The organism is Halomonas sp. 11-S5 (assembly GCF_029889825.1).
Lineage (GTDB): Bacteria > Pseudomonadota > Gammaproteobacteria > Pseudomonadales > Halomonadaceae > Halomonas.
In genome coordinates this window covers 52,330-79,260 of sequence record NZ_JARANW010000013.1, presented here as the reverse complement: position 1 = coordinate 79,260, position 26,931 = coordinate 52,330, and the positions used below count along the sequence as shown (strand labels likewise).

The following is a 26,931-nucleotide window of genomic DNA, read 5'->3' as shown; positions in this document are numbered from 1 at the left end:
AGGGCGAGAGCTACCGGCTCAAGGAGAAGCGCAAGGCCGGTCTACTCAACCAGCGCCCGCAGATGGAGCCACAACCCACCGCTGACCAGGAGGAGGAAGCCGAGGCCGAGAACTGATCGGACTGGCCATCCATCGGTAATGACCGGACACCTTAGATCGGTATAAGGCGGACAGTTCTAATCGGGGTTGACACCATGAGCTCCCCGAGGATGCCCGTCACTGTCACGATGACGGCACCGAGCTCAAGGAGATCGGTAAAGAGATCAGCGAAGAGCTGCATGTGGTGCCGGCGCGGGTCGAGGTGATCCGCCATGTGCGCATCAAGTACGGCTGCCCAGCCTGCGAAGAGGGCGTGCAGATCGCCCCGGCGCCGGCCAAGCTGCTGCCGAAGAGTAACGCCAGCCCGACGCTGCTCGCCTATGTGGCCACCGCCAAGTATCAGGATGCCTTGCCGCTCTATCGGCAGAGTCAGATCTTCGCCCGCCACGGCGCCGAGATTCCGCGCAATACCCTGGCCCGCTGGATGGTTCAGGTCGGCGAGCGGCTGATGCCGCTGGTCGAGGCCCTGCGACAGCACCTGCTGCAGGGCCCGCTGATCCACATGGACGAGACCACCCTGTAGGTCAACGCCGAAGCCGATCGACCGGCGAGCTCAACGTCCTACATGTGGCTGCAACGCGCGGGACCACCGGGCCAACAGGTGGTGCTGTTCGACTATGACGCCAGCCGCGCCGGTCGGGTGCCCGTGCGCCTGCTGGGTGACTATGCCGGTCGCCTGGTCACCGATGGCTACGAGGGCTATGCCGAGGTGGTGCGGAAAAACGGCATCACCCATGCCGGCTGCTGGGCGCACGCCCGACGCAAGTTCGTCGAGGCGCAGAAGGTGCAGCCCAAGGGCAAGACCGGCAAGGCCGACTGGGCGCTCAACCAGATCCGCAAGCTCTACGCCGTTGAGCGACAGGCCAAGGGCCTGGAGCCCGAGGCGCGCCGGGTACTGCGGGAGCAGAAGAGCCGCCCGCTGATCACCCAGCTGCGCACCTGGCTCGACAAGTCGCTGACCCAGGTGTTGCCGAAGAGCGCACTGGGCAGGGCGCTGCACTACCTGGATGGCCAGTGGCAACGCCTGACCCGCTTCCTCGATGATGGGCTGATACCGCTGGACAACAACCCGGCCGAGAACGCGATTCGCCCCTTCGTTGTTGGTCGCAAGAACTGGCTGTTCAGCCACACACCGAGCGGTGCCCAGGCCAGCGCGGCGATCTACAGCCTGATCGAGACGGCCAAGGCCAACGGCCTCTCGCCCTATGAGTACCTGCAGTTCGTGTTCGAGACCCTGCCGACACTCGGCGAGAAGGATGACCTCGACACGCTGCTGCCTTGGCGCTGGAAAGAGACTCTACCGGTCTAACTCACGCCGCAACAGGTGGGATTTGTGGAGCGCTTACTTAACAAATAGTTGTAGTACGTTTCGGGCCTGGCGGCCCTACACCGGACGCCCATTTCGCTGCGCTACATGGGCGCCGCTAAACAAGGGCGTTAGGCTCACGGAGATTCGAGTTTGAATCATCAAATACCAAATTCGGTTATCGGAGCCGTAGCTTCTATGATCGCTGATCATTATTACAGTCACTCCAAGCTTGATACGCTATTTATGGAAAGTGGAGCGCCAGGAGACGTGCCTGAGGGTAACTGCGAAAAGAAGTGCAGTAACTGGCTAAAGCGTTGTAACGAAGATCCTAAAACTGATGCGCTAGAAGTTCTGGGCGCTGTGATTCAAGAGTACATGGATCAGGAGCCGCCCTCTTCACTTTTTGGTGGGCCATCATCAACCAAGGTGACCGAAGGCCAAGCAAGAATTAACGCCGCATTAGCGAAAAATCAAATAGTCTATCGAACCAATGGATACGTGACGAAAGCAGGCTCAACGCCAATTACTAAAACTCTGGAAGACTATCTGAGGTCAGGTGATTTCTCATCCATTGAAAAGGAATTTGAGAGAGCAATTGAGCATATCCAAAGTGATCCTCATGCATCAATAACTGCATCCTGTTCAATTATCGAAGCCACGCTAAAGTTCTACATCGAAAGCTTCGATGATCTAGCTATGCCAAATAAACTTAATGTAATGCCACTTTGGGGCGTCGTTCAGCCGCACCTTGCGCTGAATACCGACGTCACTCTGGCAGCTGATCAGCACAAAGTGCTTAAAGGTATTTCTTCAATCATTGATGGTGTTGGTGCCTTTAGGTCACACATAGGCTCTGCTCATGGTCGTGGGTCTAGCCCACCAAGCATTGTGGTTGCAGAGGCACGGCTTGTTGTGAATGCTGCACACACTTTGGTGGTCTTCATTATGGAGATGCTACATGCCAAAAAAGCCTAACAATCGCAGGCACGGCGACGGCTTTTTCGTTGCGGCTGCGCCTCCACTACAAAGCCGCGCGTGCTGCGGGCGTTAGAAGGCAAATGTCAACCACAGTTGACACATCGCCGCATGTGAACTACAGTTACCATATGATAGATGTCAGGACGACGGCTAGATTCACGAAATGGTTCAGATCCCTCAAGGACCGACGGGCAAAAGCTCGAATTCAGGCCCGGATTGATCGAGTCGAAATGGGCCATTTCGGCGATGTGGCACCCGTCGGGGAAGGCGTGAGTGAGTTGCGAATCTTCTACGGGCCCGGTTACAGAGTCTATTTTGTACAGAAAGACGCTGTTGTCGTGATACTTCTATCCGGCGGCGAAAAAAGTTCTCAGAAAGCTGATATCGCCAAAGCCAAAGATATTGCCAGGCAGTTGGAGGTATAAGGCTATGGGTATCAAAACTACGCGTTGGGATTCAGCAGAGCACCTGGAAACAGAAGAAGATATTCAACTGTATCTTGAGGCCTGCATCGAGGAAGCCGGTGACGATCCTGCATTCATTGTGCATGCGTTGAGTGTTATCGCGCGCGCCAGGAACATGAGCCAACTTGCACGAGATACAGGGTTGACCCGAGAAGGCTTGTATAAAGCTTTATCACCCGACGGCAACCCTACTTTTTCTACGGTTGCAAAAGTGGCAAAGGCCCTTGGTTTACAGATCACTGTGCAGGCTCCCCATACAAAGCCTTCTAACAATCAATTTCACGAGACCAGCGATGCTGGCGCGTGAATGAGAGCGTTAGGACCAAAAACAAGGAGAGTCTGCTTGGCAACAAATTATGTCCTGATAGATTTTGAGAATGTACAGCCGAGTAACCTGGAGGTTCTCAAGCAGCACCCTTTCAAGGTGGTGGTTTTTGTTGGTGCTAACCAAGTAAAGATACCGTTTGATCTGGCTGCAGCTATGCAGGGCCTTGGGGATGCTGCGCGATATATAAAAATTACGGGCACTAGCAAAAACGCTCTCGATTTTCACATTGCCTATTACATTGGTGAACTGGCGGGCAAGGACTCAGGCGCATACTTCCACATCATCTCCCGAGATACCGGTTTTGACACGCTGATCAAGCATCTCAAATCACGCGGCATCAAAATCCAGCGTGAGCGAGACTTGGCAGAAATTCCCGTAGTAAGAATGTCCACGGCTACCTCCACCGACGATATGGTGTGCGCCATCGTGAAAAACCTAGCAGGCCGGGGCCAATCTCGACCTCGCAAGGTGAAAACGCTCTCCAACACCATCAATTCGCTGTTCACCGAGAAGCTGTCGGAACAGCAGCTAAGCTCAATTGTGAAAGACCTTGAGCAGCGCAAGTACATAAAGGTGAATAACGGCAATGTTTCGTACCAATTGCCGCACTAGCCCTAACAAGGTGCATCAATACGCGGCCGTTGGCCGCCGGACGCCCCTTTTCATTGCGGCTGCGCCTCCATTACAAGTGCGCCGTTGCGCGCTGGCGTTATATGTGGAAGCTCAGCTACGAATAGAGATGTTCTGGAAGAACTGAAAGTTGGCGCGTTCCCTCTTAAAGGAAATGAGCAGGGTATTTATCTGCTTTTCAATGCAGACGAACTCGTCTATATTGGTAGGGGCTGGAATTGTTTCCTCCGAGTAGCAGTGCACACAAGAAAAGACTCAAGCAAGGTTTTTACATCATGGAATTTCATTCCGGTAGAAGAATCCGAGGATCTCAGGCGCATTGAGAGCGACTGAATTCAAGAACATCAACTTAAATATAATGTGCAGCACAAGCGTGGACTCATATAACAATCGCAGGCACGCCGACGCCCTTTACATTGCGCCTCCGGCTTCATTTCATGGGCGCGCATGCTGCAAGCGTTAGGCTACCTATGACCATGAGAAAAGCTCGTTTCATTGTCGTGTTGGTTGGAATTGTCCTACCTTATCTGACGCGATTGCCTCGCGACACTGAGTGGTTGGGGCAGTATACGGATATGGGTGTTGGTGGCTGGCTGTTTTTTGGTGCCTTAAATGCGATAGCTTGGGGTGGCATCCTCGCTTTAAGCTTCATGTATGAGCGGCCTGTTTCGTTGTTGGCGCCATGCATACTTGGTTTTGGCTTCTTGGCATGGGCGCATGGCACATTAGACTTGGGTGCCGACCCACAAGCAGCTATCGCATTGATCATGATTCCAGTCTATGCGCTTGTGCCGATCGCGGTAGGCGGTGCACTTGGTTACGCCTTTGACTGCATGCTACGGCGTAAAAAAGCCTAACCAATAGTTGCAGTTCGTTACGGGCCTCGCGGCCCTCCACCGGACGCCCTTTTCTCTGCTGCGCTGCAAAAAAGCCGCCGCTTAACCAACGCGTTATGTGCTTGTGCGGTAGGCTTCTGGCCTCATATCAGACCTGTGCTAAAATAAACGGTGAAAGTCCTTGCAAGAGTCTTATACGATGGAAATTCAATCACTTACCGTTTCTGAGCGGATTCTTCTCGCCGAGACCCTTTGGGATAGCGTGATTGCTGACGATGCCGAGATCGACGTCACAACACCTCAGCGGCAGGAGCTCGATCGTCGATTGGCTACATTCGAAATCGACCATGATCCGGGCTCAACCTGGTCGGCCGTCAAAGCTCGAATTCTGTCCAAGTAGATGGTGTATACGCTCACAGTCCGGCCAGAGGCTGAGTTTGATATTGATGAGCAGTACACGACGTACGAAAGTAAGCGAGTCGGCTTAGGTCACGACTTCGTTCTGTGCGTAGAGAAGGCCTTGGATAAACTGCTCAGAAACCCTCTCATCTACCGTAAGTTCCATAAGTAATTGCACGCGACCAGCACCGCTGGCGCGTGAATAAGGGCGTTAATCCGCCTATAGACACAGTGCCCGCGCCATCCAAATGGCGCGGGCGCTTTGCGTTGGGGCGAGAAAATTACTTGGCAGCCAGTGCCACGCCCACCTTGGAGTGGTTGGGCCGGCCGATGGCCTGGGTGATCCAGGTGTCGGTGGCGGCCAGGGCGACCAGGTCGATGCCGCTCTCGATGCCGAGGCCGTCGAGCAGGTAGACGACGTCCTCGCTTGCCACGTTGCCGGAGGCGCCCTTGTGGCTATAGAGCGGGCAGCCGCCAATCAGCGGCTGGCCAGCGCCACCCCCACCTTGGAGCGGTTGGGCCGGCCGATGGTCTGGGTGATCCAGGTGCCGGTGGCGGCCAGGGCGTTCAGGTCGATTCCGGTCTCGATGCCGAGGCCGTCGAGCAGGTAGACCACGTCTTCGCTAGCCACGTTACCGGAGGCGCCCTTGGCGTAGGGGCAGCCGCCGAGGCCGGCGACGGAGCTGTCGACCACGGCGATGCCTTCCTCCATCACCGCGTAGAGGTTGGCGAGCGCCTGGCCGTAGGTGTCGTGGAAGTGGGCGGCGAGCTGGGTCATTGGGATGTCGCGGCTCACGGCCTCGATCATGCGCTTGGCCTTGAGCGGGGTGCCGGTGCCGATGGTGTCGCCCAGCGAGACCTCGTAGCAGCCCATCTCAAAGAGTGCCTTGCTTACCTCGGCCACCTTGGCGGGGGCGATCTCGCCCTCGTAGGGGCAGCCCAGCACGCAGGAGACGTAGCCGCGCACCCGTACGCCGGCCTCCTGTGCGCGCTCGAGCACCGGCTCGAAGCGGGCCAGGGACTCGGCCACGGAGCAGTTGATGTTCTTCTGCGAGAAGGCCTCGGAGGCGGCGCCGAACACCGCGACCTCCTCGACGCCGCACTCCAGCGCGCCTTCCAGCCCCTTGAGGTTGGGGGTGAGGGCGGCATAGGTGACGCCGTCCAGGCGGGCGAGGTTCTTCATCACCTGGCGGTGGTCGGCCATCTGCGGCACCCACTTGGGCGAGACGAAGCTCGCCGCCTCGATGTAGCGTATGCCGGCTGCGCCGAGGCGCTCGATCAGCTCGAGCTTGGTGGTGGTGCTGATCGGCTCGGGCTCGTTCTGCAGCCCGTCGCGCGGGCCGACCTCGACCAGGCGTACGTGTTTCGGGAATGTCATGTCGTTACTCCATCCGTCGCGTAGGTCCGATAGGTAGACGTCGCATCCGGCGAAATCCGCCCGGTGCGCTCACGCTTACCGGGCCTACGCGTTGCTGTGGCTAGTGGTGACAAGGGAGGCCTGCGGCCTCCATTCGCGCTGCAAGCAGTGCTCCCACCAAACCCTGAACTCCCACAATACCCTGCGCTCCCGTGCACCTCCGATTATTCGTCGGGGGCGAACTCGAGCAGCACGTCGCCCTGGCCCACGGTATCGCCGGCCTGGAAGTGGAAGCTTGCCACATGGCCGTCGGCGGGGGCGGACATGGTGTGTTCCATCTTCATGGCTTCCATGACCATCAGCGGCATGCCCTTCTCGACCTGGACGCCGGGCTCCACCAGCAGCGCCACCACGGTGCCGTGCATGGGCGCGGTGAGGGTGGACTCGGCCTCGTGGTGGCCGTGGTCGATGGCGTCGATGCGCCGCCAGAAGAGGCGGGTCTCGCCGCGCGGGTCGACCATCACCACCACGTTGCCGTCGCGGCGGGCCTGCAGGCGGCGGCGGTGGCCGTCCAGGGTCATGGCCACGGCGTCGCCGGCCAGCGGGTCGAGGCGCGCGGTGAGCGTCTCGCCGCCGATGGTCAGGTGCCAGGGGCCGGCGTTGTCCTCGCGGGTGCCCTCGACCACCACCACGCCTTCGGCGTCCGGCGACTGGGTATGGGCCTGGTTTTGTGTAGGGGGACACAGGGCGATGCGGATGGTGTGCGGGGCGTTGACGCGAAAGCCGTCGTGGCGGTCCCAGGGCGAGTCGCTCTCGCATTCGCGGGACAGCTGGTTGAGGCCCACCAGGGCGGCCCCGGCATACTCCTCGACACTGTAGCGGCGCGGCGCGAAGAGGGTCTCCTCGTGCTTCTCGATAAAGCGCGTATCGAGATCCGCGTCGCGGAAGGCGGGGTGGGTAGCCAGCCGCTGCAGGAAGGCGCGGTTGGTGACCACGCCCTGCACGTCGAGCGCGGCCAGCGCCCGGTTGAGGGTCGCCAGCGCCTGGGCGCGGTCGTCCCCAAAGACGATCAGCTTGGCGAGCATCGGGTCGTAGTGCATCGAGACGGCATCGCCGGTCTCCACGCCGCTGTCCAGGCGCACGCGCGCGGGGTCCAGGCCGGCGCCCTCCAGGTCCATGGCGAAGCGGGTCAGGGTGCCGGTGGCGGGCAGGAAGTCCTGCTCCGGGTCCTCGGCGTAGAGCCGCGCCTCGAAGCTGTGGCCGGTGATGGTCAGTTCGTCCTGGGCCAGCGGCAGCCGCTCGCCCATGGCCACGCGCAGCTGCCACTCGACCAGGTCCTGGCCGGTGATCATCTCGGTGACCGGGTGCTCCACCTGCAGGCGGGTGTTCATCTCCATGAAGAAGAAAGACCCATCCGCGTCCAGGAGAAACTCCACGGTACCGGCGCCCATGTAACCGATCTCCTTGGCGGCGCGCACGGCGGCCTCGCCCATCTCGCGGCGTAGGCTCTCGCTCATGCCCGGGGCCGGGGCCTCCTCCAGCACCTTCTGGTGGCGGCGCTGCACGGAGCAGTCGCGCTCGAAGAGGTAGACGCCGTTGCCGTGGCTGTCGCAGAACACCTGGACCTCGACGTGGCGCGGCTGGGTCAGGTACTTCTCGATCAGCATGCGCTGGTCGCCGAAGGCGGCCTGGGACTCGCGGCGGCAGCCCTCCAGGGCGGCCTGGAAGCCGGCGGCGGACTCCACAACGCGCATGCCCTTGCCGCCACCGCCGGCGCTCGCCTTGAGCAGCACCGGGTAGCCGATCTTGTCGGCCTCGGCCTTGAGCAGGGCGTCGTCCTGGTCGTCGCCGTGGTAGCCCGGCACCAGCGGCACACCGGCGTGGGCCATGCGTGCCTTGGCGGCGGACTTGTCGCCCATGGCGGCGATGGCCGAGGCGGGCGGGCCGACGAAGACGATGCCGGCCTGGTCGAGGGCCTCGACGAAGGCGCCGTTCTCGGAGAGGAAGCCGTAGCCGGGGTGGATGGCGCCGGCGCCGCTGCGCCGCGCGGCCTCGACCACGGCCTCGACCTTGAGGTAGCTCTCGCGGGCCGCGGCCGGGCCGAGGCGGATGGCCTCGTCGGCCTCGCGGACGTGGCGGGCGTTGGCGTCGGCGTCGGAGTAGACGGCGACGGTGCGCAGGCCCATGGCACGCGCCGTGCGCATCACGCGGCAGGCAATCTCGCCGCGGTTGGCGACCAGCAGGGTGTCGAAGGTGTTGAGGCTCATGAGCGTCGCTCCGTGGCGGTCGTGTCGCTATCGTTTCTGGCGGTGCCTTGGGTCCAGGCGGGTCGGCGCTTCTCGAAGAAGCTGGCCAGGCCCTCCTGGCCTTCGGCGCTGACGCGCAGCTCGCTGATCACCCGGCAGGTGTGCTCGCGGGTGGCCTTGCTGTCGGGCTCGCGGGCCACCTCGGCGAGCAGCGCCTTGGTGGCGCGCTGCGCCTGGGGCGAGCCGGCGAGCAGGGTGTCGAGCATCTCGGTGACGGCGTCGTCGAGCGTCTCGGGCTCGACCACCCGGTGGGCCAGACCCAGCGCCAGGGCGGTGGGGGCATCCATCACCTCGGCGGTCAGCGCGTAGCGGCGCGCCTGGCGCTCGCCCAGGGCGCGCTGCACGTAGGGGCTGATCACCGCCGGCGAGAGGCCGATCTTCACTTCGGAGAGGCAGAACTTGGCCTTCTCGGAGGCGATGACGATATCGCAGCAGGCGGCCAGGCCCACGGCGCCCCCGAAGGCGGCGCCCTGCACGCGGCACAGGGTGGGGCAGGGCAGGGTGTCCAGGCCGTGCATCAGAGCGGCGAGCTTGCGCGAGTCGGCGAGGTTGTCATCGACGTCGTACTCCACCATGCGCTTCATCCAGTTCAGATCGGCACCGGCGGAGAAGCTCTTGCCCTCGGAGCCCAGCACCACGGCGCGCACGTCACCATGGCGGGCGGCCTCGTGGAGACGCTCGAGGTGAGCATTGAGCTCGGCGATCATGCTGTCGTCGAAGGCGTTGTGGACGTCCGGGCGCTCCAGGGTCAGCCAGGCCACATCGCGGTCGTCGAGCTCCAATTTTGAGTAGGAAGGGGTATCTGACATCTCGAACCTCGTTAACAGAGCTTGAAGCCGGAAGCTGGAAGCTTGAAGAACCCGCCAGGATCTTGCCCCCAGGGCGTGCGGAGGAGACTTCCAGCTTACAGCTTCAAGCTTCCAGCTCCCTTGCGCAGCAAGGGGACTACATCCGGAACACGCCGAAGCGGGTCTCTTCCACGTCGGCATTCATGGCGGCGGCCAGCGACAGGCCGAGGATCTCGCGGGTCTGCAGCGGGTCGATCACGCCGTCGTCCCACAGCCTGGCGCTGGCGTAGGTGGGGTGGCCCTGGTGCTCGTACTGCTCGCGGGTGGGCGCCTTGAAGGCCTCTTCTTCCTCCGCTGTCCACTCGCGGCCCTCGCGTTCGAACTGCTCGCGCTTCACCTGGGAGAGCACGCCGGCGGCCTGCTCGCCGCCCATCACCGAGATGCGGGCGTTGGGCCACATGAACAGCAGGTTGGGCTCAAAGGCGCGGCCGCACATGCCGTAGTTGCCGGCGCCGAAGCTGCCGCCGATCAGCACGGTGAACTTGGGCACCTTGGCGCAGGCCACCGCGGTGACCAGCTTGGCGCCGTGCTTGGCGATGCCCTCGTGCTCGTACTTCGAGCCGACCATGAAGCCGGTGATGTTCTGCAGGAAGATCAGCGGGATCTTGCGCTGGGCACACAGCTCGATGAAGTGCGCGCCTTTCACTGCACTCTCCGAGAACAGCACGCCGTTGTTGGCGACGATGCCGACCGGGTAGCCCTGGATATGGGCGAAGCCGGTGACCAGGGTGTCGCCGTAGTAGCGCTTGAACTCGTCGAAGTCGGAGTCGTCGACGATGCGCCCGATCACTTCGCGCACGTCGTAGGGCTTCTTGAGATCGGTGCCGACGATGCCGTAGAGCTCGCTGGGGTCCAGGCGCGGGGGCCTGGGCGCCTGCATGGCGAGCTGGCCGCGCTTCTGCCAGTTGAGCCGCGAGACGCAGCCGCGCGCCAGCTGCAGGGCGTGGGCGTCGTTCTCGGCGTAGTGGTCGGCCACGCCGCTCACCTTGGCGTGCACGTCGGCGCCGCCCAGGTCCTCGGCGCTGATGCTCTCGCCGGTGGCGGCCTTCACCAGGGGCGGGCCACCGAGGAAGATGGTGCCTTGCTCCTTGACGATGATCGACTCGTCGGCCATGGCCGGCACATAGGCGCCGCCCGCGGTGCAGGAACCCATGACCACGGCGATCTGCGGGATGCCCTCGGCGGACAGGGTGGCCTGGTTGTAGAAGATACGGCCGAAGTGGTCACGATCCGGGAAGACCTCGTCCTGGCGGGGCAGGAAGGCGCCGCCGGAGTCGACCAGGTAGAGGCACGGCAGGCGATGCTTGCGGGCGATCTCCTGGGCGCGCAGGTGCTTCTTCACGGTGAGCGGGAAGTAGGTGCCGCCCTTGACCGTGGCGTCGTTGGCGACGATCACGCACTCCACCCCCGAGACGCGGCCGATGCCGGTGACCACGCCGGCGGCGGGCACCGCGGAGTCGTAGACCTCATGGGCGGCCAGCGACGAGAACTCGAGGAAGGGCGAGCCCTCGTCGATCAGGTGGTCGATGCGGTCGCGCACGAACAGCTTGCCGCGGGACTCGTGGCGCTCGCGGGCCTTCTGGCCGCCGCCCTGGGCGATGGCCGCGGTCAGCTCGCGCAGCTTGCCGATTTCATTGCGCATGGCGGCGTCGTTGCCCTGGAAGACGTCGCTGCGCGGATTGATCTGGGTATTCAGGATTGCCATACATCTCTCCGAGATGAGCCGGAAGCTTGAAGCCGGAAGCTGGAAGAAACCCCGGGGGGAGAGTCGTCGCCTCTTACAGCTTCAAGCTTCCAGCTTCCAGCTTATTTTGATTCGTTGAAGATCTCGCGGCCGATCAGCATGCGGCGGATCTCACTGGTGCCGGCGCCGATCTCGTAGAGCTTGGCGTCGCGCAGCAGGCGCCCGGTCGGGTACTCGTTGATGTAGCCGTTGCCGCCGAGCAGCTGGATGGCGTCCAGCGCCACCTGGGTGGCCTTCTCGGAACAGAAGAGGATCACCCCGGCGGCGTCCTTGCGCGAGGACTGGCCGCGGTCGCAGCCGGCGGCCACGGCATAGAGATAGGCGCGGCAGGCGTTCAGGGTGGTGTACATATCGGCGATCTTGCCCTGCACCAGCTGGAACTCGCCGATGGACTGGTTGAACTGCTTGCGCTCGTGGACGTAGGGCACCACGATGTCCAGCGCCGCCTGCATGATGCCGATGGGGCCGGCGGCGAGCACGGTACGCTCGTAGTCCAGGCCGCTCATCAGCACGCGCACGCCCTTGCCGACCTCGCCGAGCACGTTCTCCTCCGGCACCTCGCAATCCTCGAACACCAGCTCGCAGGTGTTGGAGCCGCGCATGCCCAGCTTGTCGAGTTTCTGGGCGGTGGAGAAGCCCTTGAAGTCCTTCTCGATGATGAAGGCGGTGATTCCCTTGGAGCCGGCCTCCGGGTCGGTCTTGGCGTAGACCACCAGCACGCTGGCTTCCGGGCCGTTGGTGATCCACATCTTGTTGCCGTTGAGGATGTACTTGTTGCCCTCCTTGCGCGCGCGAAGCTTCATGGAGACCACGTCGGAACCGGCGCCCGGCTCGGACATGGCCAGGGCGCCGACATGCTCGCCGCTGATCAGCTTGGGCAGGTACTTGGCCTTCTGCTCGGCACTGGCATTGATCTTGAGCTGGTTGACGCAGAGGTTGGAGTGGGCGCCGTAGGAGAGGCCCACCGAGGCGCTGGCCCGGGAGATCTCCTCCATGGCGATGCAGTGCGCCAGGTAACCCATGCCGCTGCCGCCGTCCTCGTCCGATACGGTGATGCCGAGCAGGCCCATGTCGCCGAACTTCTGCCAGAGGTCATTGGGGAATTCGTTCTTCTCGTCGATCTCGCCGGCGCGCGGGGCGATCTCGTCGCGGGCGAAGGCGTTGACCTGGTCGCGCAGCATGTTCAGCTCGTCGTCGAAGCCGAAATCGAGGGGCTTATAGGGCGTGTGCATGGCGGGCTCCCGTTCTCGTCAGGTGAGGCGCCGACCGCTCGGGCGAGGCGCCAAAGGCAAACAGATGTCATCAAGATGGCAGATGGCACAAGACTAGGCGAGGTTGACGTTAACGTAAAGTGCAGGTTTTCGCGCCTACGACGAATGTAGAAGAGGTGTGATACCGGCCACCCGGCTGAGTGCGCCGAGCGGCGTTTTCTGAGCAGCGAGCTAGAGGAACTGCTGGCGGGACTGGGGCGGCCCCGTCAGCAGGGTGACGGGGCCGGCCCGAAGGGTTACGGCGTGGCGTTGGGGAAGAACAGCTGCTGACCCTTGACCTCGAAGTCGGCGATGGCCTGCTGGCCCTCGTCGGAGAGCAGCCAGTTGTGCCACTGCTCGGCCAGGTCGTGCTTGAGGTGCGGGAAGCGCTCCTGGCTGATCAGGAGGCTGCCATACTGGTTGAACAGTGCATCATCCCCCTCGAACAGCAGCGCCAGGTCCTGCGGGTTATCGAAGGCGACCCAGGTGGCGCGGTCGCTCATCACGTAGGCGTCCATGCCTGCGGCGGTATTGAGCGTGGGGCCCATGCCGCTGCCGAGCTCGCGATACCACTCGCCGCCCGGCTCGACGCCGGCGGAATCCCACAGGCGCAGCTCGGCACGGTTGGTGCCGCTGTCGTCGCCCCGCGAGGCGAAGGGTGCCTCGGCTTCGGCAATCAGCGACAGGGCCTCGGCCACGGTCTCGGCATCGGCGATGCCGGCCGGGTCGCCCCCCGGGCCGATGAGCACGAAGTCGTTGTACATCACGTCGGCGCGCTCGGTGCCATAGCCCTCTTCCACGAAGCGCTCTTCGCCGGCGGTATCGTGCACCAGCAGGCTGTCGGCGTCGCCGCGACGGGCGATCTCGAAGGCCTGGCCGGTGCCGACGGCGACGACGCGGACGTCGATACCGGTTGTTTCAGTGAACTGCGGGATGATGGCGTCGAACAGCCCCGAGTTTTCGGTGGAGGTGGTCGAGGCCAGGGTGATATAGCGCTCTCCATCCTGGGCCTGGGCCGCCATCGACAGCCCCAGCAGGCTCACGGCGGTCAGTGCGATACGTGCCTTGTTTTGCATGGTTGCTTCCTTTTGGTTGCTGCATGACGCGATGGGACGCAGGCGACGCTAGAGCACCAGATCGCCCCGGATGAAAGCCCGCGCCTGGGAAGAGGCGGGGGCCGTGAAAAAGGTCTCGGTCGGGGTATGCTCGATCAAGCGGCCACGGCACAGGAACAGTACGTCGTCGGCCAGGCGTCGGGCCTGGTGCAGGTCATGGCTGCTCATCACGATGCGCGTTCCCCGGTTATGGAACTCCTGAACGGCGTCTTCCACTGCCTTGATGGCGGCGGGGTCCAGCGCCGAGGTGGGCTCATCCAGGAACAGTACCTCGGGGTCGAGCAACCAGGCCCGGGCCAGGGCCAGGCGCTGCTGCTCGCCCCCCGAGAGCACGCGGGCCGGGCGCTTCTCCAGCGCCGCCAGGCCGAAGCGCTCCAGCGCCTGGCGGGCGCGAGGCTTGCGGTCGCGGCGTGGCGTGCCGTTGACGGCCAGTGCATAGGCCAGGTTGGCCAGCGCCGAGCGCCTGAGCAGCACCGGCCGCTGGAAGACCATCGCCTGGCGCGGGGGGCGCCCCTCCCAGTGGACGCGCCCGGCACTGGGGGTGAGCAGGCCGTGGGCGAGGCGCATCAGCAGGCTCTTGCCGGCGCCATTGGGGCCCATCACCAGGGTGCGCCGGCAGCCGGTCAGGTGCAGGTCCAGCGGCTCCAGCAGCCGCTGACCACGGTGGATGAAGGTGACCCCCTGCATCTCGAGCGGGGGGGCGTCGGTGACCGGCAGCGTCGTCATGTCGTTCATCCCAGCCGCCTCCTGGCCGTCTCGCTCATCAGGTAGGCGGCGGCATTGACCAGGGCCACCAGCGACAGCAGCACGAGGCCCAGGCCCAGCGCCAGGGGCAGGTTGCCCTTGCTGGTCTCCAGCACGATGGCGGTGGTCATGACCCGGGTGACGCCGTCGATATTGCCGCCGACGATCATCACCGCCCCGACCTCGGCGCTGGCCCGGCCGAAACCGGCGAGCACGACGGTGACGAGACCCAGGCGGGCGTCCCAGAGCAACGTGGGGATCATGCGCAGGCGCGAAAGCCCCAGCGAGGTGAGCTGCTCGCGGTACTCCTGAAAGAGTTCCTCGACCTGCTGACGGGCCAGGGCGGCAATGATCGGTAGCACCAGGATGATCTGGGCGATCACCATGGCACCAGGGGTGAAGAGCATACCGAGTTCGCCCAGCGGCCCGGCGCGTGAAAGCAGCAGGTAGACGCTGAGCCCCGCGACGACCGGCGGCAGCCCCATCAGGGCATTGAGTGCTACCACGATCACGCTATGGCCGGGAAAACGCCATAGTGCCAGGGCCGCGCCCAGCGGCAGGCCGATCAGCGCGGCGATCAGCACGGCTGTCAGCGAGATCTGCAGCGACAGCACCACGATCCCGACCAGGTCGGGGTCGCGCCCCAGGATCAAGGCCAGGGCGGTCTGGAAGGCGTTGGCATCGTCGGACATCGTGCGCTCCTGCGGTCTCCCTGCATCATGTGCGTTAAAACGCGGAGACGCATCCAACGCGGTAATTCATGCAGTAACATGCAGGATAACGACAATACTAGCGCCAGAGTTCTATCGCCATGAGGGCCTTGTACCATGGATACCGACCGGGGGAGTGCATCCCGTGCCTACCTGACCACCGCCGAGGTGGCCGACTACCTGCGCCTCAAGGAGCGCAAGGTCTATGACCTGGTGCGCCAGGGGGCGATGCCCTGCGTGCGCGTCACCGGCAAGCTGCTCTTTCCACGCCAGAGCATCGACCTCTGGCTGATGAACCACCTGGAGGGAGATCGGGCCAGCAGCCGGCCGGTGCCCGTGGTGCTGGCGGGCAGTCAGGATCCGCTGCTGGAGTGGGCGGTGCGCGAGAGCGGGGCGGGATTGGCGCTGCTCTGCCATGGCAGCGGCGATGGAGTGCGACGCCTGCTGGCTGGCGAAGCGATGGTCGCGGGGCTGCACCTGCTGGACGCGCATAGCGGCGGCTACAACCGGCCCGAGGCGCTGGGGCTCTCCGGCATGCGGGATCTGGTGATGGTGCGCTGGGCGACCCGTCGCCAAGGGCTGCTGCTGGCGCCGGACAACCCCCTGGGCATCACCGGCCTCGAGGATCTGGCCGGGGACAAGGTACGCCTGGCCCATCGTCAGCCCGATGCCGGGGCCCAGCGACTGCTGACCTGGCTGCTGGCCCGGGCGGGGATCGATGCCAGCCGGCTGCGGTTCACTGCCCACCCTTCGCTTAACGAGGATGATCTGGCGCTGGCGATCCATCAGGGTGAGGCGGACGCGGGGCTGGGGGTCGAGGCCGCGGCCCGCCGTCAGGGGCTGGCCTTCGTACCGTTGCACCTGGAAGCCTTCGACCTGGCCCTGCGGCGGCGCAGCTACTTCGAGCCGCCGATCCAGCGGCTGCTGTCCTTCGCCAGGGAGACGCGCTTCGCGGAGCGGGCCGAGGCGCTGGGCGGCTATGACATCAGTGAGCTAGGGCGGGTGGTCTACAACGCCTGAGGGCGTCAGGCCCTGGCGCCCTCGGCGGGAGAGCGCTCGATGGGCGTCTCGCGGATGAACGCATGCAGGATGGCAGCCGCCACGGAGAGCAGGATGGCGAGCCGCCACACCAGGTCGTAGTCGCCGTTGAGGTCGTAGAAGTAGCCGCCCAGCCAGACGCCCATGAAGGAGCCGAGCTGGTGGAAGAGGAAGACGATGCCGCCGAGCATGGAGAGGTGGCGCACGCCGAACACCGAGGCGACGATGCCGTTGGTCAGCGGCACCGTGGAGAGCCACAGCAGGCCCATGGCGATGCCGAACAGGTAGGTGCTGGCCGGGCTCAGGGGAACGACGAGGAAGACGGTGATCACCATGCCGCGGATCAGGTAGAGCCAGGTCAGCAGGCGCGGCTTGGAGAGAAAGCCGCCCAGCCAGCCGGCGGTGTAGGTGCCGACGATGTTGAACAGCCCCACCAGCGCCAGCACGGTGCTGCCTACCTGCACGGCGATGCCGCTGTCGACCAGGTAGCCGGGCAGGTGGACGCCGATGAACACCACCTGGAAGCCGCAGACGAAGAAGCCGATGCAGAGCAGCCAGAAGCCGCGATGCGCGGCGGCCTCGTCGAGCGCCGCCCGCAGCGAGAGATCGCTGGCCTGGCGCGGCGACGGACGATCGCGCAACATCCCGCCCAGGGGCACCATCAAGGCCGCCAGTGCGCCCATCACCAGCAGGGCGGCGGACCAGCCGAGCCACTCCAGCAGCCCCAGGGTGCCGGGCAACATCGCGAACTGGCCGAAGGAACCGGCGGCGCTGACGATGCCCATGGCCAGGCTGCGTTTCTCTGGCGGCACGGCGCGGCCCACGGCGCCGAGGATCACCGAGAAGGTGGTGCCCGAAAGCCCCAGGCCGATCAGCAGCCCGGCACTCGTCGACATGCCCAGGGCCGAGTCCGACAGCCCCATCATGGCCAGCCCCAGAGCATAGAGCAGGCCCCCCGCCACCACGATCCGCGCGGCCCCGAAGCGGTCGGCCAGTGCCCCGCTGAAGGGCTGGGATAGCCCCCAGATCAGGTTCTGCAGGGCCAGGGCGAAGGCGAAGACCTCCCGTCCCCAGCCCAGATCACTGCTCATTGGCTCCAGGAACAGGCCGAAGCCATGGCGCAGGCCCATGGCCAGCGAGATGACCAGGCTGCCTAGGACGATGATCAGCAGGGTGTGGCGGCGCAGCGCATTCATGGCGACGGGTTACCCATTGGCAGACGAATTGCGCGCTACTATCGCGCATCTGCGATGTTTCGGACACACTGGAATGAGCAACAGGCTGACACCCGTGCCGTAATATCATCCCCGGGCGGGTCGCGAGCTCAGTGGGCGTCCTGCTGGTGGGGCGGCACGATGCCCTGGCGCTTCATGCGCCGGTAGATGGTCGGCCGCGACAGGCCCAACTCGCGGGCCACAGCACTGATGTTCCAGTGATGCCGGCGCAGGGTCTCCTGCAGCGGGTCTTCGCCGCGCAGCATCACCCCGGGGGCGAGTCCCTCGGGTGCCCTGGCGGCACGTGCCGCGGGGTGGGCCAGGTGGCCGCTGATGCATTCTTCCGGCAGGTCTCCGACCACCACCTCGTCGCCCTCGCAGGTGGCCAGGGCATAGCGCAGGGCGTTGTGCAGCTCGCGGATGTTGCCCGGCCAGGGATAGGCGAGCATGGCAGTGGTGGCGTCGCCGCGCAGCCGGGTCCGCGACTCGCCACGCTCGGCGCGAAGCTCCTCGAACAGCTTGCGGATCAGGTAGGCCTGGTCGGCGCGCTCGCGAAGCGGCGGCAGGCGCAGGCTGGCGCCGTTCAGGCGATAGAAGAGGTCCTCGCGGAACTGGCCCAGATCGATCAGGCCACGCAGGTCGCGGTGGGTGGCCGCCACCACCCTCAGGTCGACCTTGACCGGCCGGTTGGCGCCGATCGGCAGCACCTCCCCCTCGGCCAGTACCCGCAGCAGGCGGGTCTGCAGTTGCAGCGGCATGTCGCCGATCTCGTCCAGGAAGAGGGTGCCGCCGTCGGCCTGGGCGATCAGCCCTTTCATCCCCTTGCTGTTGGCGCCCGTAAAGCTGCCAGGCTCGTAGCCGAACAGCTCGCTCTCGATCAGCGACTCGGGCATGGCCGCGCAGTTGATGGCCACGAAGGGCTTGTCGCGGCGAAGGCTGGAATCATGCAGGGCACGGGCCATGCGTTCCTTGCCGGTGCCGGTCTCGCCGATCACCAGGATATTGATCGGCTCATTGCGCAGCCGGGCGGCCCGGGTCAGGGTATCGCGCATCGCCGGGTCGTCATCGGCCAGCGCCTCCAGTGGCGCCAGGCTGGAATCCCCCGGGTGCGCCGTACTCCCTGCGGGATGACGACGCTGTGGCTCGATCAGGGTAGCGAAGTGCAGCTCGCGGTGGCGATGGGTCAGGAAGGCGCGCACCCGGTCGTCGCAGTAGCGCTGGATGTTGAGCACGTCGTCGACCTCGGCATCCAGCAGGTCCTGGATGTGCCAGGCCCGAAAGGGACGGGCCTCGCCGGGTCCGGGTAACGGCAGCTCGTGATGACGCAGCAGCTTGCGTCCGGCGGTGTTGGCGGCCAGCAGGGTCCCGTCCTCCTCGATGGCGATCAGGTAGCGCCGGTTGATCAGCACGAACTCCCGGGAGCGGTCCAGGCAGACGATGTGGTAGCCGTTATAGCGTTGCAGGAAGTAGGCATCCTCGATCATTCGCGCATAGTGCTTGACCACCTGCAGGGCGAAGGTCTGGGAGGTCTTGGACTCCGGCGAACGGTAGGCGGAGATGTCGAGCACCGCCAGCAGCTGGCCATCCGGGTCGAAGACCGGCGCCGCCGTGCAGGTCAGGTTGATGTGATGGGCGCTGAAGTGGTCGCTGTGGTGACAGGTCAGCGGCAACTCCTCCTGGATGCACGTACCCACCGCGCAGGTGCCGGAATGCTCCTCGCTCCAGTTGGAGCCGAGGTAGAGACCGGTGCGCTGATGTTCGCGATGGGCACTGCTCGCGCCGAGGAACTGGACAGCGATGCCCCGGGCATCGGTGAGCAGCACCACGTACTCGAGGGGATGGACCTGGCGATAGAGCTGTTCCACGCCGGCCCGGGCCACCTTGATGAGACCATCGGCCTGGTCCTGATGCTCGCGCAGGGTCTGGTCGGGAACGTAGCGGGGTGGGCTGGGCCTGGCGGGATCGAGTCCGTAGCGGTCGATGCAGCGGCGCCAGGAGCGTTCGATGACCGCCTCTTCTCCCCCTCCTCGGGGATGCTCCAGGGAACTCAGGATCGTCTCGACGTGCTCTCGCTGTGCCTTGGCAATGTTCATGGCCATGTCCTCAGCGCCGGAGAGAAGGCGCTATGCAGGATGCGAATGTCCGTTGATGACCCTACGCCTCCGGCTCACGGCGCGTGATGCGACCTTCGTCGCCCCCTATTACACCTGTAACGCTCCTATGTAAAGCGGAGTGTCACGTCGCGTGTAATGCTCGCCGGCCCTGGTGCGGCGACGGGCACAGCCTTACTCCTCATCTGCAACCAATTTCCCCTTGAATAACATGATTCTGGGTCTTTTGACCCGATTCCTGGCACGAAAGCTGCCTGGGAAAGGTGTGCGACCGACGGGTCGCCCTGGCTGATCACTCAGCAAGACGAGGTCTTGCATAACAACAGGAGCCAAGCCATGAGCCATTCCCAAAGAGCGTCGACGGTCACTCGGCGTCGCTTTCTCACCCTCTCCGGGCAAGGCGCCCTGCTGGTCGGTGGCATGGCGCTCGGCGCCGGCAGCCTCTGGCCCCGCTGGGCCCTGGCCGAGCCCGATCTGGCCGCGGGCCTGCTGCGCATGGGCCGTGACATCTACCCCCACGATGCCATCCCTGACGCCTTCTACCTCACTCCCCTCGAGCCACTACTGGAAAACAACCGGGCATTGATCGCCGACGGCCTGGCCGACCTCAACCGCCGGGCCCGTGATGCCCACGGGACGGACTACAGCGACATCAGCGAGGAGGCTGACCGGGCGGCGCTGTTGCGCGAGATTGAGGACGGCGACTTCTTTCAGACGGTGCGCGGCACCCTGGTGGTAGGGCTCTACGACAACAACGAGCTCTGGGAGCTGTACTTCGGCTACGAGGGGTCATCGTGGGAGCAGGGCGGATACCTCTATCGCGGCTTCGATGACCTGGAGATCGACTGGCTGTAACCCCCGCTATCCCTGTGTGACACGACAACAATCGAATCGAGAGGAGACACGCCATGGCAACCCGTTTCGACTATGACGACGACAGCGTGGTGGTGATCATCGGCTCAGGGGCCGGCGGCGGCACCCTGGCTCAGGCCCTGGCGAAGAAGGGCATCGACAGCGTGGTGCTGGAGGCTGGCAAGCGCTACCAGATGAATGACATCGAGAACGACGAATGGGAGATGTTCAAGAAGATCTCCTGGCTCGATGAGCGCGTCACCGCAGGCCCCCGCCAGCTCACCGAGACCTTCCCCGGTCTGCCGGCCTGGATCGTCAAGGCGGTGGGCGGCAGCACCATCCACTGGGCCGGCGTCTCACTGCGCTTTCAGCCCCATGAATTCAAGCTGCACAGCGAGATCGGCGATCTCGAGGGGGCCAACCTGCTCGACTGGCCGATCTCCTACAAGGACCTCGAGCCCTACTATGTGAAGGCCGAACGCCACATGGGGGTGACCGGTGACTCCACCGGCATGCCATATCACCAGTGGAACAACAACTTCAAGGTGCTGGCCGCCGGCGCCGAGCGCATAGGTTACAAGCAGCTGCGCTCGGGTCCCATGGCCATCAACACCGAGGAGTATGACGAGCGCGGCCGCTGCATGCAGGCGGGCTTCTGCATGCAGGGCTGCCGCTTCGGCGCCAAGTGGTCGACCATGTATTCCGACATTCCCCGCGCCGAGGCCAGCGGGCACTGCGAGGTTCGACCGCGCTCCATGGCGCTGAAGATCGAGCACGACGATCAGGGGCGGGCCACGGCAGTGGTCTATGCCGATGGCGACGGCAATCAGCATCGCCAGCGGGCCAGGGCGGTTTGCGTAGCCGGCAATTCCATCGAGTCACCGCGCCTGCTGCTCAACTCTCACTCCTCGATGTTTCCTGACGGCCTGGCCAACTCCTCCGGCCAGGTGGGGCAAAACTACATGACCCACGCCACCAGCTGCATCTTCGGCGTGATGCCCAAGCCCGTACACATGTATCGAGGCACCACCTTCGCGGGCATCATCTCCGACGAGGCGCGCCTCGATCCGTCGCGGGGCTTCGTCGGCGGCTACACTCTGGAGGTGATGTCGCTGGGCGTCCCCTTCTTCGCCAAGTTCATGGATCCCAGCAATGCCGGCTGGGGCCGCGATGTCACCACCGCCCTGGACAAGTACGACCACCTCTCCGGGGTGTGGATCTGCGGCGAGGACCTGCCGATGGAGCAGAACGGCATTACCCTGCACGACACCAGGAAGGACCAGTACGGCCTGCCGGTTCCCGTCGTCTACAAGGGGGATCACCCCAACGATGCGAAGGTGCGCAGCCATGGCCAACAGCAGGCGCGGCGCTGCTACGAGGCCGCAGGTGCCGAGCGCATCTTCAAGGTGCCGGACTTCCCCACCAGCCATAACGTCGGCACCAACCGCATGAGCGCCCGGTCCGAGGACGGGGTGGTCAACCAGTGGGGGCAGAGCCACGACATCGACAACCTGTTCGTCTCCGACGGGAGCCAGTTCACCTCGAGCGGGGCCGAGAACCCGACCCTGACCATCGTCGCCCTGGCGCTGCGTCAGGCCGATCACATCGCCGAGCGCATGCAGCGCCAGGAACTCTGAGCGGAGGATTCCCCATGCAACCGACCAACGACCAGCGGCTGTGGATGTACCGTCAGATGGTGACCAGCCGTCATCTCGAGGAGTGCATCGAGACGATCTACATGGAAGGCAAGACGCCGGTCTTCAACATGGCCAAGGGGCCGATTCCCGGCGAGATGCACCTCTCCAATGGCCAGGAACCCTGTGCGGTGGGGGTCTGCGCCCACCTCGACGCCGAGGACGTCGTCGTCGCCACTCACCGGCCGCATCATATCGCCGTGGCCAAGGGCGTCGACCTCAACGCCATGGTCGCCGAGATCTTCGGCAAGGCCGGCGGCCTCTCCGGTGGCCGTGGTGGCCACATGCACATCTTCGACCCCAGCGTGAACTTCTCCTGCTCGGGGATCATCGGCGAGAGCCTGGGGCCGGCGGCGGGCGCCGCCCTGTCCCGCAAGATGCAGGGCAAGCCGGGCGTGGCGGTGGCCTTCCTGGGCGAGGGGGCCGCCAACCAGGGCGCCTTCCACGAGGCCCTGAACCTGGCGTCGGTCTGGCAGTTGCCCGTGGTGTTCGTCATCGAGGACAACGCCTGGGGCATCTCGGTGGCCAAGCAGGCCGCCACCGCCGTGCCGCGCAACGACCTTCGCGCCAGTGGCTACAACATGCCCGGGGTGCATGTCGCCGATAACGACGTCGAGGGCGTGTTCGCCGCCGCCGGCGAGGCCATCGCCCGGGCCCGGGACGGCCAGGGACCGACGCTGATCGAGATCGAGACCTCGCGGCTGGCCGGTCACTTCATGGGTGACAGTGAGGACTACCGCCCCGAGGGCGAAAAGGCCGGCCTGCAGAGCCGCGACCCTATCCCGCGCTACCGCCAGGCGTTGATCGAGGCCGGGCTGCTCGACGAGGCCGCCGATACCGCCCTGGTCGACGAGGCCCACGAACGGGTCGAGGCGGCCATCCGCTTCGCTCGGGAGAGCGACTTCCTCCCCCCCGAGGCGGCCCTCGAGACCGTTTTCGTCTGATTGCCACGATGAACCGAAAACGACAATCAGGAGTAAAGTCATGAACATGATGCAAGCGGCAGTCTGGTACCGAGCCAAAGACCTTCGCGTCGAAATGGTCCAGGTCCCGACCCTCCAGGAGCCGCACCAGGTAAAGGTGAAGATCGCGGCCTGCGGCATTTGCGGCAGCGACCTTCACGAGTATAGCGCCGGCCCCATCTTTATCCCGGTCGATGCCCCGCATCCTCTTAGCCAGCAGCAGGCCCCCATCATCATGGGCCACGAGTTTGCCGGTGAGGTCGTGGAAGTGGGCAAAGGTGTCACCCGAGTCAAGCCGGGGGACCGAGTCGCCATCGAGCCCATCCTTTCGCCAAATCGAGATGGCCACTATCTCATGGAGCGCTACAACCTGACGCCGTTGCTGGGTTTCCATGGTCTCTCGGGCGGTGGCGGCGGATTCTCAGAATATACGGTCGTCGGCGAGCACATGGTTCACCTCCTGCCTGATGACCTCTCCTATGAGCAGGGGGCACTGATCGAGCCGGCTGCCGTGGGCCTGCATGCGGTGCGTCAGAGCGCGCTGAAAGCCGGTGACAGTGCCGTGGTCTTCGGTGCAGGCCCTATCGGTTTGATGATCATTGAGGCGCTCAAGGCCGCCGGGGCTGCCAGCATCGTGGCCGTGGAGCCTTCGGACTCGCGCCGGCACAAGGCGAGCGAGCTGGGTGCCCAGGTGGTGGACCCCCGAGAGCAGGACGCGGTAGAGCAAGTGCACGCCTTGACGCAGGGTGGCGCCGACTTCGCCTTCGAGGTGACCGGCATTTCCGCCGTGCTGGACCAAGCAATCAATGCCACCCATGCCGGCGGCGAGACAGTGATCGTCAGCATCTGGGAAACCGAGGCGGCCTTCCAACCCAATGACCTGGTGATCAAGGAGCGCACCCTGAAGGGCATCATCGCCTACCGGTATATCTATCCCGCCGTGATGGCCCTGATGCAGCAGGGCTATTTTCGCGCCGAGGACCTGATTACCGCACGTATCGTGCTGGACGATGTGGTCGAGCAGGGGTTCGAGACCCTGCTCAATGACAAGTCGCACATCAAGATCATTGTACGGCCCGGCCAGCGGCTGGGCGAAGGAGTCATGTCATGAATACTGCCACCGGCTCTCGCAAGCTGACCATCGCCCGGGCCATGGCCGAGGCCACGGCCCAGGAAATGCGCCAGGACCCGTCGGTCTTCGTGATGGGCGAGGACGTGGGCCCACTCGGCGGCGTCTTCGGTAACACTCGGGGCCTGCATGAGGAGTTCGGGGCCGAACGTGTGCGCGATACCCCGATCTCCGAGACCGCCTTTATCGGCGCCGCAGTGGGAGCGGCCTCCGATGGCATGCGCCCCATCGTCGAGTTGATGTTCGTCGACTTCTTCGGCGTTTGCATGGACGCCATCTACAACATGATGGCCAAGAATACCTACTTCTCCGGCGGCAAGGTCAAGGTGCCGATGGTGCTGATGACCTCCACCGGTGGCGGCTATTCCGACGGCGGCCAGCACTCCCAGTGCCTCTATGGCACCTTCGCCCACCTGCCGGGCATGAAGGTGGTAGTGCCGAGCAACGCCTATGACGCCAAGGGACTGATGACCGCGGCGATCCGCGACGACAACCCGGTTGTCTTCATGTACCACAAGTCGTTGCAGGGCATGGGCTGGCTGGGCACCGAGAAGGGCGCCACTGTGGCGACGCCCGAGGAGAGCTATACCGTCGAGATCGGCAAGGCCTCCGTGGTCAAGGAAGGCGGCGACCTTACCCTGGTCAGCCTGGGTGCCGGCGTGCATCACTGCCTGCGCGCCGCGAAGGCGCTGGGCGAGGAGGGCGTCGAGGCCGAGGTGGTCGACCTGAGGAGCCTGGTGCCGCTGGACCGCGAGACGGTTCGCGCCTCGGTGGCCAAGACCGGTCGACTGATCGTGGTCGACGAGGACTACCACAGCTATGGCGTCAGCGGCGAGATCATTGCCAGCGTGGTCGAGCACGACACGTCCTGCCTGAAGGCGTCCCCCCGGCGAGTCGCCTACCCGGATATTCCGATCCCCTTCGCGCCGACCATGGAGCAGTGGGCGCTGCCCAATGCCGACAAGATCGTCGATACCTATCACCAGATGATGGGCCAATAACAGGAGACACCGCTGATGAGTACCGCGATTACCGTACCGGAGGATCTCTGGGAAGGCGACAATGAGGGCGTGATCACCGCCTGGCTGGTCGATGATGGCAGCCAGGTGAAGCAGGGTGACCTGGTGGCCGAGGTGATGGTCGAGAAGGCCCAGTACGAGATCGAGGCCCCGGCCTCCGGAGTACTGACCATCGCGAAGCAGGAAGACGAGGTGGTCGCCAAGGGCACCTCCATCGCCAGCCTGGAAACCTGAGGAGTTCCTCCATGCCACTCGACACCCAGAATGCCGCCGCCCCCGAGGGGGCGGCTTACTCGCCATCTGGCGGAAGACGTGAGCCCCGCGAGATCCCGCTGCGCGGCATGCGCGGCATGATTGCCACCAAGATGCGCGAGAGCCTGCAGGCGTCGGCCCAGCTGACCCACCATGCTGGCGCCGAACTCGGTGCCCTGCAGGCCCTGCGTCGCCATTGTCGAGCCGTCGGGTTGACGCCACCCTCGGTGCAGGACCTGCTGCTGCGCCTGGTGGTGCAGACGCTGGCCGAGTTCCCGGCGCTCAACGCGACCCTGGAGGACAACCGCATCACCGAGCACCCCGAGGTGCACCTGGGACTCGCCGTGCCGCTGCCTGACGACCTGCTGGTGGCCCCGGCGCTGTTCGATGCCCAATCAGTCGAACTGGGGGCGCTGCCCGGCGCACGACGCGACCTGGTGGAGCAGGCCCTCGCCGGGAAGCTATCGGTCCGTGAGCTGACTGGGGCCACCTTCACCGTCTCTAACCTGGGGCGCTCACGGGTGCACCATTTCACGCCGATTCTCAACCTCCCCCAAGTGGCGATTCTTGGCATCGGTGGTATCGAGGCGCGGGTGGTGCCCGACGAGGCGGGCGGCGTTCGGTCGGCCGAAGTGATCGGCCTGTCGCTGACCTTCGATCATCGTGCGGTCAATGGCGCGCCGGCGGCGGCCTTTCTCGATGGTCTGGTCGAGCGCGTCGAGAGCATCGCGCCCGATGCCTTTGACCATGAACTGCGCTGCTGACCCGGGGGAACCATGGCCGTTCCGCTAGAAATCTCCAGCATGACCTTGCAATGCCCCACGGTGGAGGAGGGGCTGGCCGCCGAGGAGGCCCTGCTCGACACGGTCTGCCAGGGGGAGGCATCGATCGGCTGGCTGGCCTGGTCGCCCACCGACCGCGCCCTGGTGATGCCCCGGCGCCACGAGCGCCTGGCGGGCTTCCCCGATGCTCGGAACCGACTCGCCGCGATGGACTGGCCAGTGCAGTTTCGCGCCACCGGCGGCACGCCGGTGCCTCAGAGTCCGGCAGTGGTCAACCTGGCGCTCGCCATCCGCTGTCGGGTGGGCGGTTCGGCCGCCCACCTCGAGTGGGGCTATCGCCGCCTGGGCGATCCCTGGTGCGATTGGCTCGGTGTTCTGGGCCTGTCGGACGCCGACCTCGGCCCGGCACCCGGCGCCTACTGCGACGGGCGCTACAACGTGCGCATCGCGTCACGCAAGCTGGTCGGCACCGCCCAGCGCTGGCGGCGGGTGCGGGGCTGTCGCGACATGGCCCTGCTGGTCCATGGCGCCATGCAGGTGGACGATACCCCCGAGGCGCTGGTCGCCGTGGTCAACGCCTTCCAGGCGGCCATCGATGATCCCCAGCGCTTCTTGGCTGGGAGTCACATCGCCCTTCGTGACGTCTTGCCCCAGCTGCAGCTAGCATCCGCCATTCCCGGTCTGGTCGAACGCCTGATGACGTGGCAGGCCCCTCCTGAAGATGGCACATATTGCAAGTGAGCGTGCCAGCTGGCACTAGA

General features: G+C 64.6%; 25 protein-coding genes and 2 pseudogenes. 16 read left to right on the top strand and 11 right to left on the bottom strand.

Features of this window, described 5'->3' with window-relative positions; translation table 11 throughout:
- Positions 1–193: 193 nt before the first annotated feature.
- From OP497_RS10825 to OP497_RS10795, 7 genes and pseudogenes are all read left to right on the top strand, one after another.
- Positions 194–1,408: pseudogene (locus OP497_RS10825) on the top strand (IS66 family transposase); the annotation flags it as partial.
- A gap of 195 nt (positions 1,409–1,603) precedes the next feature.
- Positions 1,604–2,383 carry an abortive infection family protein gene (locus tag OP497_RS10820; RefSeq protein ID WP_280548237.1) on the top strand — a complete coding sequence of 260 codons (780 nt, stop codon included), beginning with the start codon at positions 1,604–1,606 and terminating at the stop codon, positions 2,381–2,383.
- A gap of 131 nt (positions 2,384–2,514) precedes the next feature.
- The gene (locus OP497_RS10815; protein WP_280548243.1) at positions 2,515–2,811 is read left to right on the top strand and encodes a type II toxin-antitoxin system RelE/ParE family toxin; all 297 of its coding nucleotides are present in this window, start codon (positions 2,515–2,517) and stop codon (positions 2,809–2,811) included.
- 4 nt (positions 2,812–2,815) lie between these two features.
- Positions 2,816–3,157, top strand: a complete 342-nt coding sequence (locus OP497_RS10810; RefSeq protein ID WP_280548236.1) for an addiction module antidote protein — start codon at positions 2,816–2,818, stop codon at positions 3,155–3,157.
- Positions 3,158–3,193: 36 nt separating this feature from the next.
- The gene (locus OP497_RS10805) at positions 3,194–3,790 is read left to right on the top strand and encodes a PIN domain-containing protein (protein ID WP_280548235.1); all 597 of its coding nucleotides are present in this window, start codon (positions 3,194–3,196) and stop codon (positions 3,788–3,790) included.
- 494 nt (positions 3,791–4,284) lie between these two features.
- Positions 4,285–4,665, top strand: a complete 381-nt coding sequence (locus OP497_RS10800) for a hypothetical protein (RefSeq protein WP_280548234.1) — start codon at positions 4,285–4,287, stop codon at positions 4,663–4,665.
- Between the two features lie 178 nt (positions 4,666–4,843).
- Positions 4,844–5,044 carry an addiction module protein gene (locus tag OP497_RS10795; protein WP_280548233.1) on the top strand — a complete coding sequence of 67 codons (201 nt, stop codon included), beginning with the start codon at positions 4,844–4,846 and terminating at the stop codon, positions 5,042–5,044.
- A gap of 280 nt (positions 5,045–5,324) precedes the next feature.
- Here the strand turns inward: OP497_RS10795 and OP497_RS10790 are convergent.
- From OP497_RS10790 to OP497_RS10750, 9 genes and pseudogenes are all read right to left on the bottom strand, one after another.
- A pseudogene (locus tag OP497_RS10790) lies at positions 5,325–5,522 on the bottom strand (hydroxymethylglutaryl-CoA lyase); the annotation flags it as partial.
- Complete coding sequence (locus OP497_RS10785; protein ID WP_280548232.1) at positions 5,522–6,421, bottom strand: hydroxymethylglutaryl-CoA lyase; 900 nt, start codon at positions 6,419–6,421, stop codon at positions 5,522–5,524. The pseudogene OP497_RS10790 and the gene OP497_RS10785, both read right to left, overlap by 1 nt.
- 203 nt (positions 6,422–6,624) lie before the next feature.
- On the bottom strand, positions 6,625–8,667 hold the full coding sequence (locus OP497_RS10780; RefSeq protein WP_280548231.1) for an acetyl/propionyl/methylcrotonyl-CoA carboxylase subunit alpha: 2,043 nt from the start codon (positions 8,665–8,667) through the stop codon (positions 6,625–6,627).
- Complete coding sequence (locus tag OP497_RS10775; protein ID WP_280548230.1) at positions 8,664–9,515, bottom strand: enoyl-CoA hydratase/isomerase family protein; 852 nt, start codon at positions 9,513–9,515, stop codon at positions 8,664–8,666. Before OP497_RS10775 ends, OP497_RS10780 begins: the two co-directional genes overlap by 4 nt.
- Before the next feature lie 136 nt (positions 9,516–9,651).
- Positions 9,652–11,259 (bottom strand): carboxyl transferase domain-containing protein, encoded by a 1,608-nt coding sequence (locus OP497_RS10770; RefSeq protein WP_280548229.1) that lies wholly within the window; start codon positions 11,257–11,259, stop codon positions 9,652–9,654.
- Between the two features lie 101 nt (positions 11,260–11,360).
- Entirely contained in the window at positions 11,361–12,530 is a 1,170-nt protein-coding gene (locus OP497_RS10765) for an isovaleryl-CoA dehydrogenase (protein ID WP_280548228.1), read from the bottom strand.
- A 275-nt stretch (positions 12,531–12,805) separates the two neighbouring features.
- Entirely contained in the window at positions 12,806–13,570 is a 765-nt protein-coding gene (locus tag OP497_RS10760; RefSeq protein WP_280548242.1) for a substrate-binding domain-containing protein, read from the bottom strand.
- A 102-nt stretch (positions 13,571–13,672) separates the two neighbouring features.
- The gene (locus OP497_RS10755) at positions 13,673–14,398 is read right to left on the bottom strand and encodes an ATP-binding cassette domain-containing protein (RefSeq protein WP_280548226.1); all 726 of its coding nucleotides are present in this window, start codon (positions 14,396–14,398) and stop codon (positions 13,673–13,675) included.
- Complete coding sequence (locus OP497_RS10750; protein WP_280548225.1) at positions 14,395–15,099, bottom strand: ABC transporter permease; 705 nt, start codon at positions 15,097–15,099, stop codon at positions 14,395–14,397. Before OP497_RS10750 ends, OP497_RS10755 begins: the two co-directional genes overlap by 4 nt.
- Positions 15,100–15,234: 135 nt before the next feature.
- Here OP497_RS10750 and OP497_RS10745 point away from each other — a divergent pair, with 135 nt between their 5' ends.
- On the top strand, positions 15,235–16,137 hold the full coding sequence (locus tag OP497_RS10745; RefSeq protein ID WP_280548224.1) for a helix-turn-helix transcriptional regulator: 903 nt from the start codon (positions 15,235–15,237) through the stop codon (positions 16,135–16,137).
- 5 nt (positions 16,138–16,142) lie between these two features.
- On the opposite strand, the gene OP497_RS10740 is transcribed toward OP497_RS10745, so the two are convergent.
- Both OP497_RS10740 and OP497_RS10735 read right to left on the bottom strand, forming a co-directional pair.
- Positions 16,143–17,351 carry an MFS transporter gene (locus tag OP497_RS10740; protein WP_280548223.1) on the bottom strand — a complete coding sequence of 403 codons (1,209 nt, stop codon included), beginning with the start codon at positions 17,349–17,351 and terminating at the stop codon, positions 16,143–16,145.
- Positions 17,352–17,479: 128 nt separating this feature from the next.
- On the bottom strand, positions 17,480–19,462 hold the full coding sequence (locus OP497_RS10735) for a sigma-54-dependent Fis family transcriptional regulator (protein ID WP_280548222.1): 1,983 nt from the start codon (positions 19,460–19,462) through the stop codon (positions 17,480–17,482).
- Positions 19,463–19,816: 354 nt separating this feature from the next.
- On the opposite strand from OP497_RS10735, the gene OP497_RS10730 reads away from it, so the two are divergent.
- Genes OP497_RS10730 through OP497_RS10695 form a run of 8 tightly spaced genes read left to right on the top strand, consistent with a single transcriptional unit; the run spans position 19,817 to position 26,911 of the window.
- Entirely contained in the window at positions 19,817–20,335 is a 519-nt protein-coding gene (locus tag OP497_RS10730; RefSeq protein WP_280548221.1) for a gluconate 2-dehydrogenase subunit 3 family protein, read from the top strand.
- A 53-nt stretch (positions 20,336–20,388) separates the two neighbouring features.
- A complete protein-coding gene (locus OP497_RS10725; RefSeq protein WP_280548219.1) occupies positions 20,389–21,969 on the top strand; it encodes a GMC family oxidoreductase in 1,581 nt (526 codons plus the stop codon).
- A 14-nt stretch (positions 21,970–21,983) separates the two neighbouring features.
- Positions 21,984–22,970: a thiamine pyrophosphate-dependent dehydrogenase E1 component subunit alpha gene (locus OP497_RS10720; RefSeq protein ID WP_280548218.1), complete on the top strand. Its 987-nt coding sequence runs from the start codon at positions 21,984–21,986 to the stop codon at positions 22,968–22,970.
- A gap of 49 nt (positions 22,971–23,019) precedes the next feature.
- Positions 23,020–24,099: a 2,3-butanediol dehydrogenase gene (locus OP497_RS10715; RefSeq protein ID WP_348533113.1), complete on the top strand. Its 1,080-nt coding sequence runs from the start codon at positions 23,020–23,022 to the stop codon at positions 24,097–24,099.
- On the top strand, positions 24,096–25,118 hold the full coding sequence (locus OP497_RS10710; RefSeq protein ID WP_280548216.1) for an alpha-ketoacid dehydrogenase subunit beta: 1,023 nt from the start codon (positions 24,096–24,098) through the stop codon (positions 25,116–25,118). The genes OP497_RS10715 and OP497_RS10710 overlap by 4 nt, the downstream gene beginning before the upstream one ends.
- A gap of 15 nt (positions 25,119–25,133) precedes the next feature.
- Positions 25,134–25,370 (top strand): lipoyl domain-containing protein, encoded by a 237-nt coding sequence (locus tag OP497_RS10705; protein WP_280548214.1) that lies wholly within the window; start codon positions 25,134–25,136, stop codon positions 25,368–25,370.
- An 11-nt stretch (positions 25,371–25,381) separates the two neighbouring features.
- The gene (locus tag OP497_RS10700) at positions 25,382–26,152 is read left to right on the top strand and encodes a 2-oxo acid dehydrogenase subunit E2 (protein WP_280548213.1); all 771 of its coding nucleotides are present in this window, start codon (positions 25,382–25,384) and stop codon (positions 26,150–26,152) included.
- Positions 26,153–26,191: 39 nt separating this feature from the next.
- Positions 26,192–26,911: a lipoate--protein ligase family protein gene (locus OP497_RS10695; protein WP_280548211.1), complete on the top strand. Its 720-nt coding sequence runs from the start codon at positions 26,192–26,194 to the stop codon at positions 26,909–26,911.
- Positions 26,912–26,931: the final 20 nt, after the last annotated feature.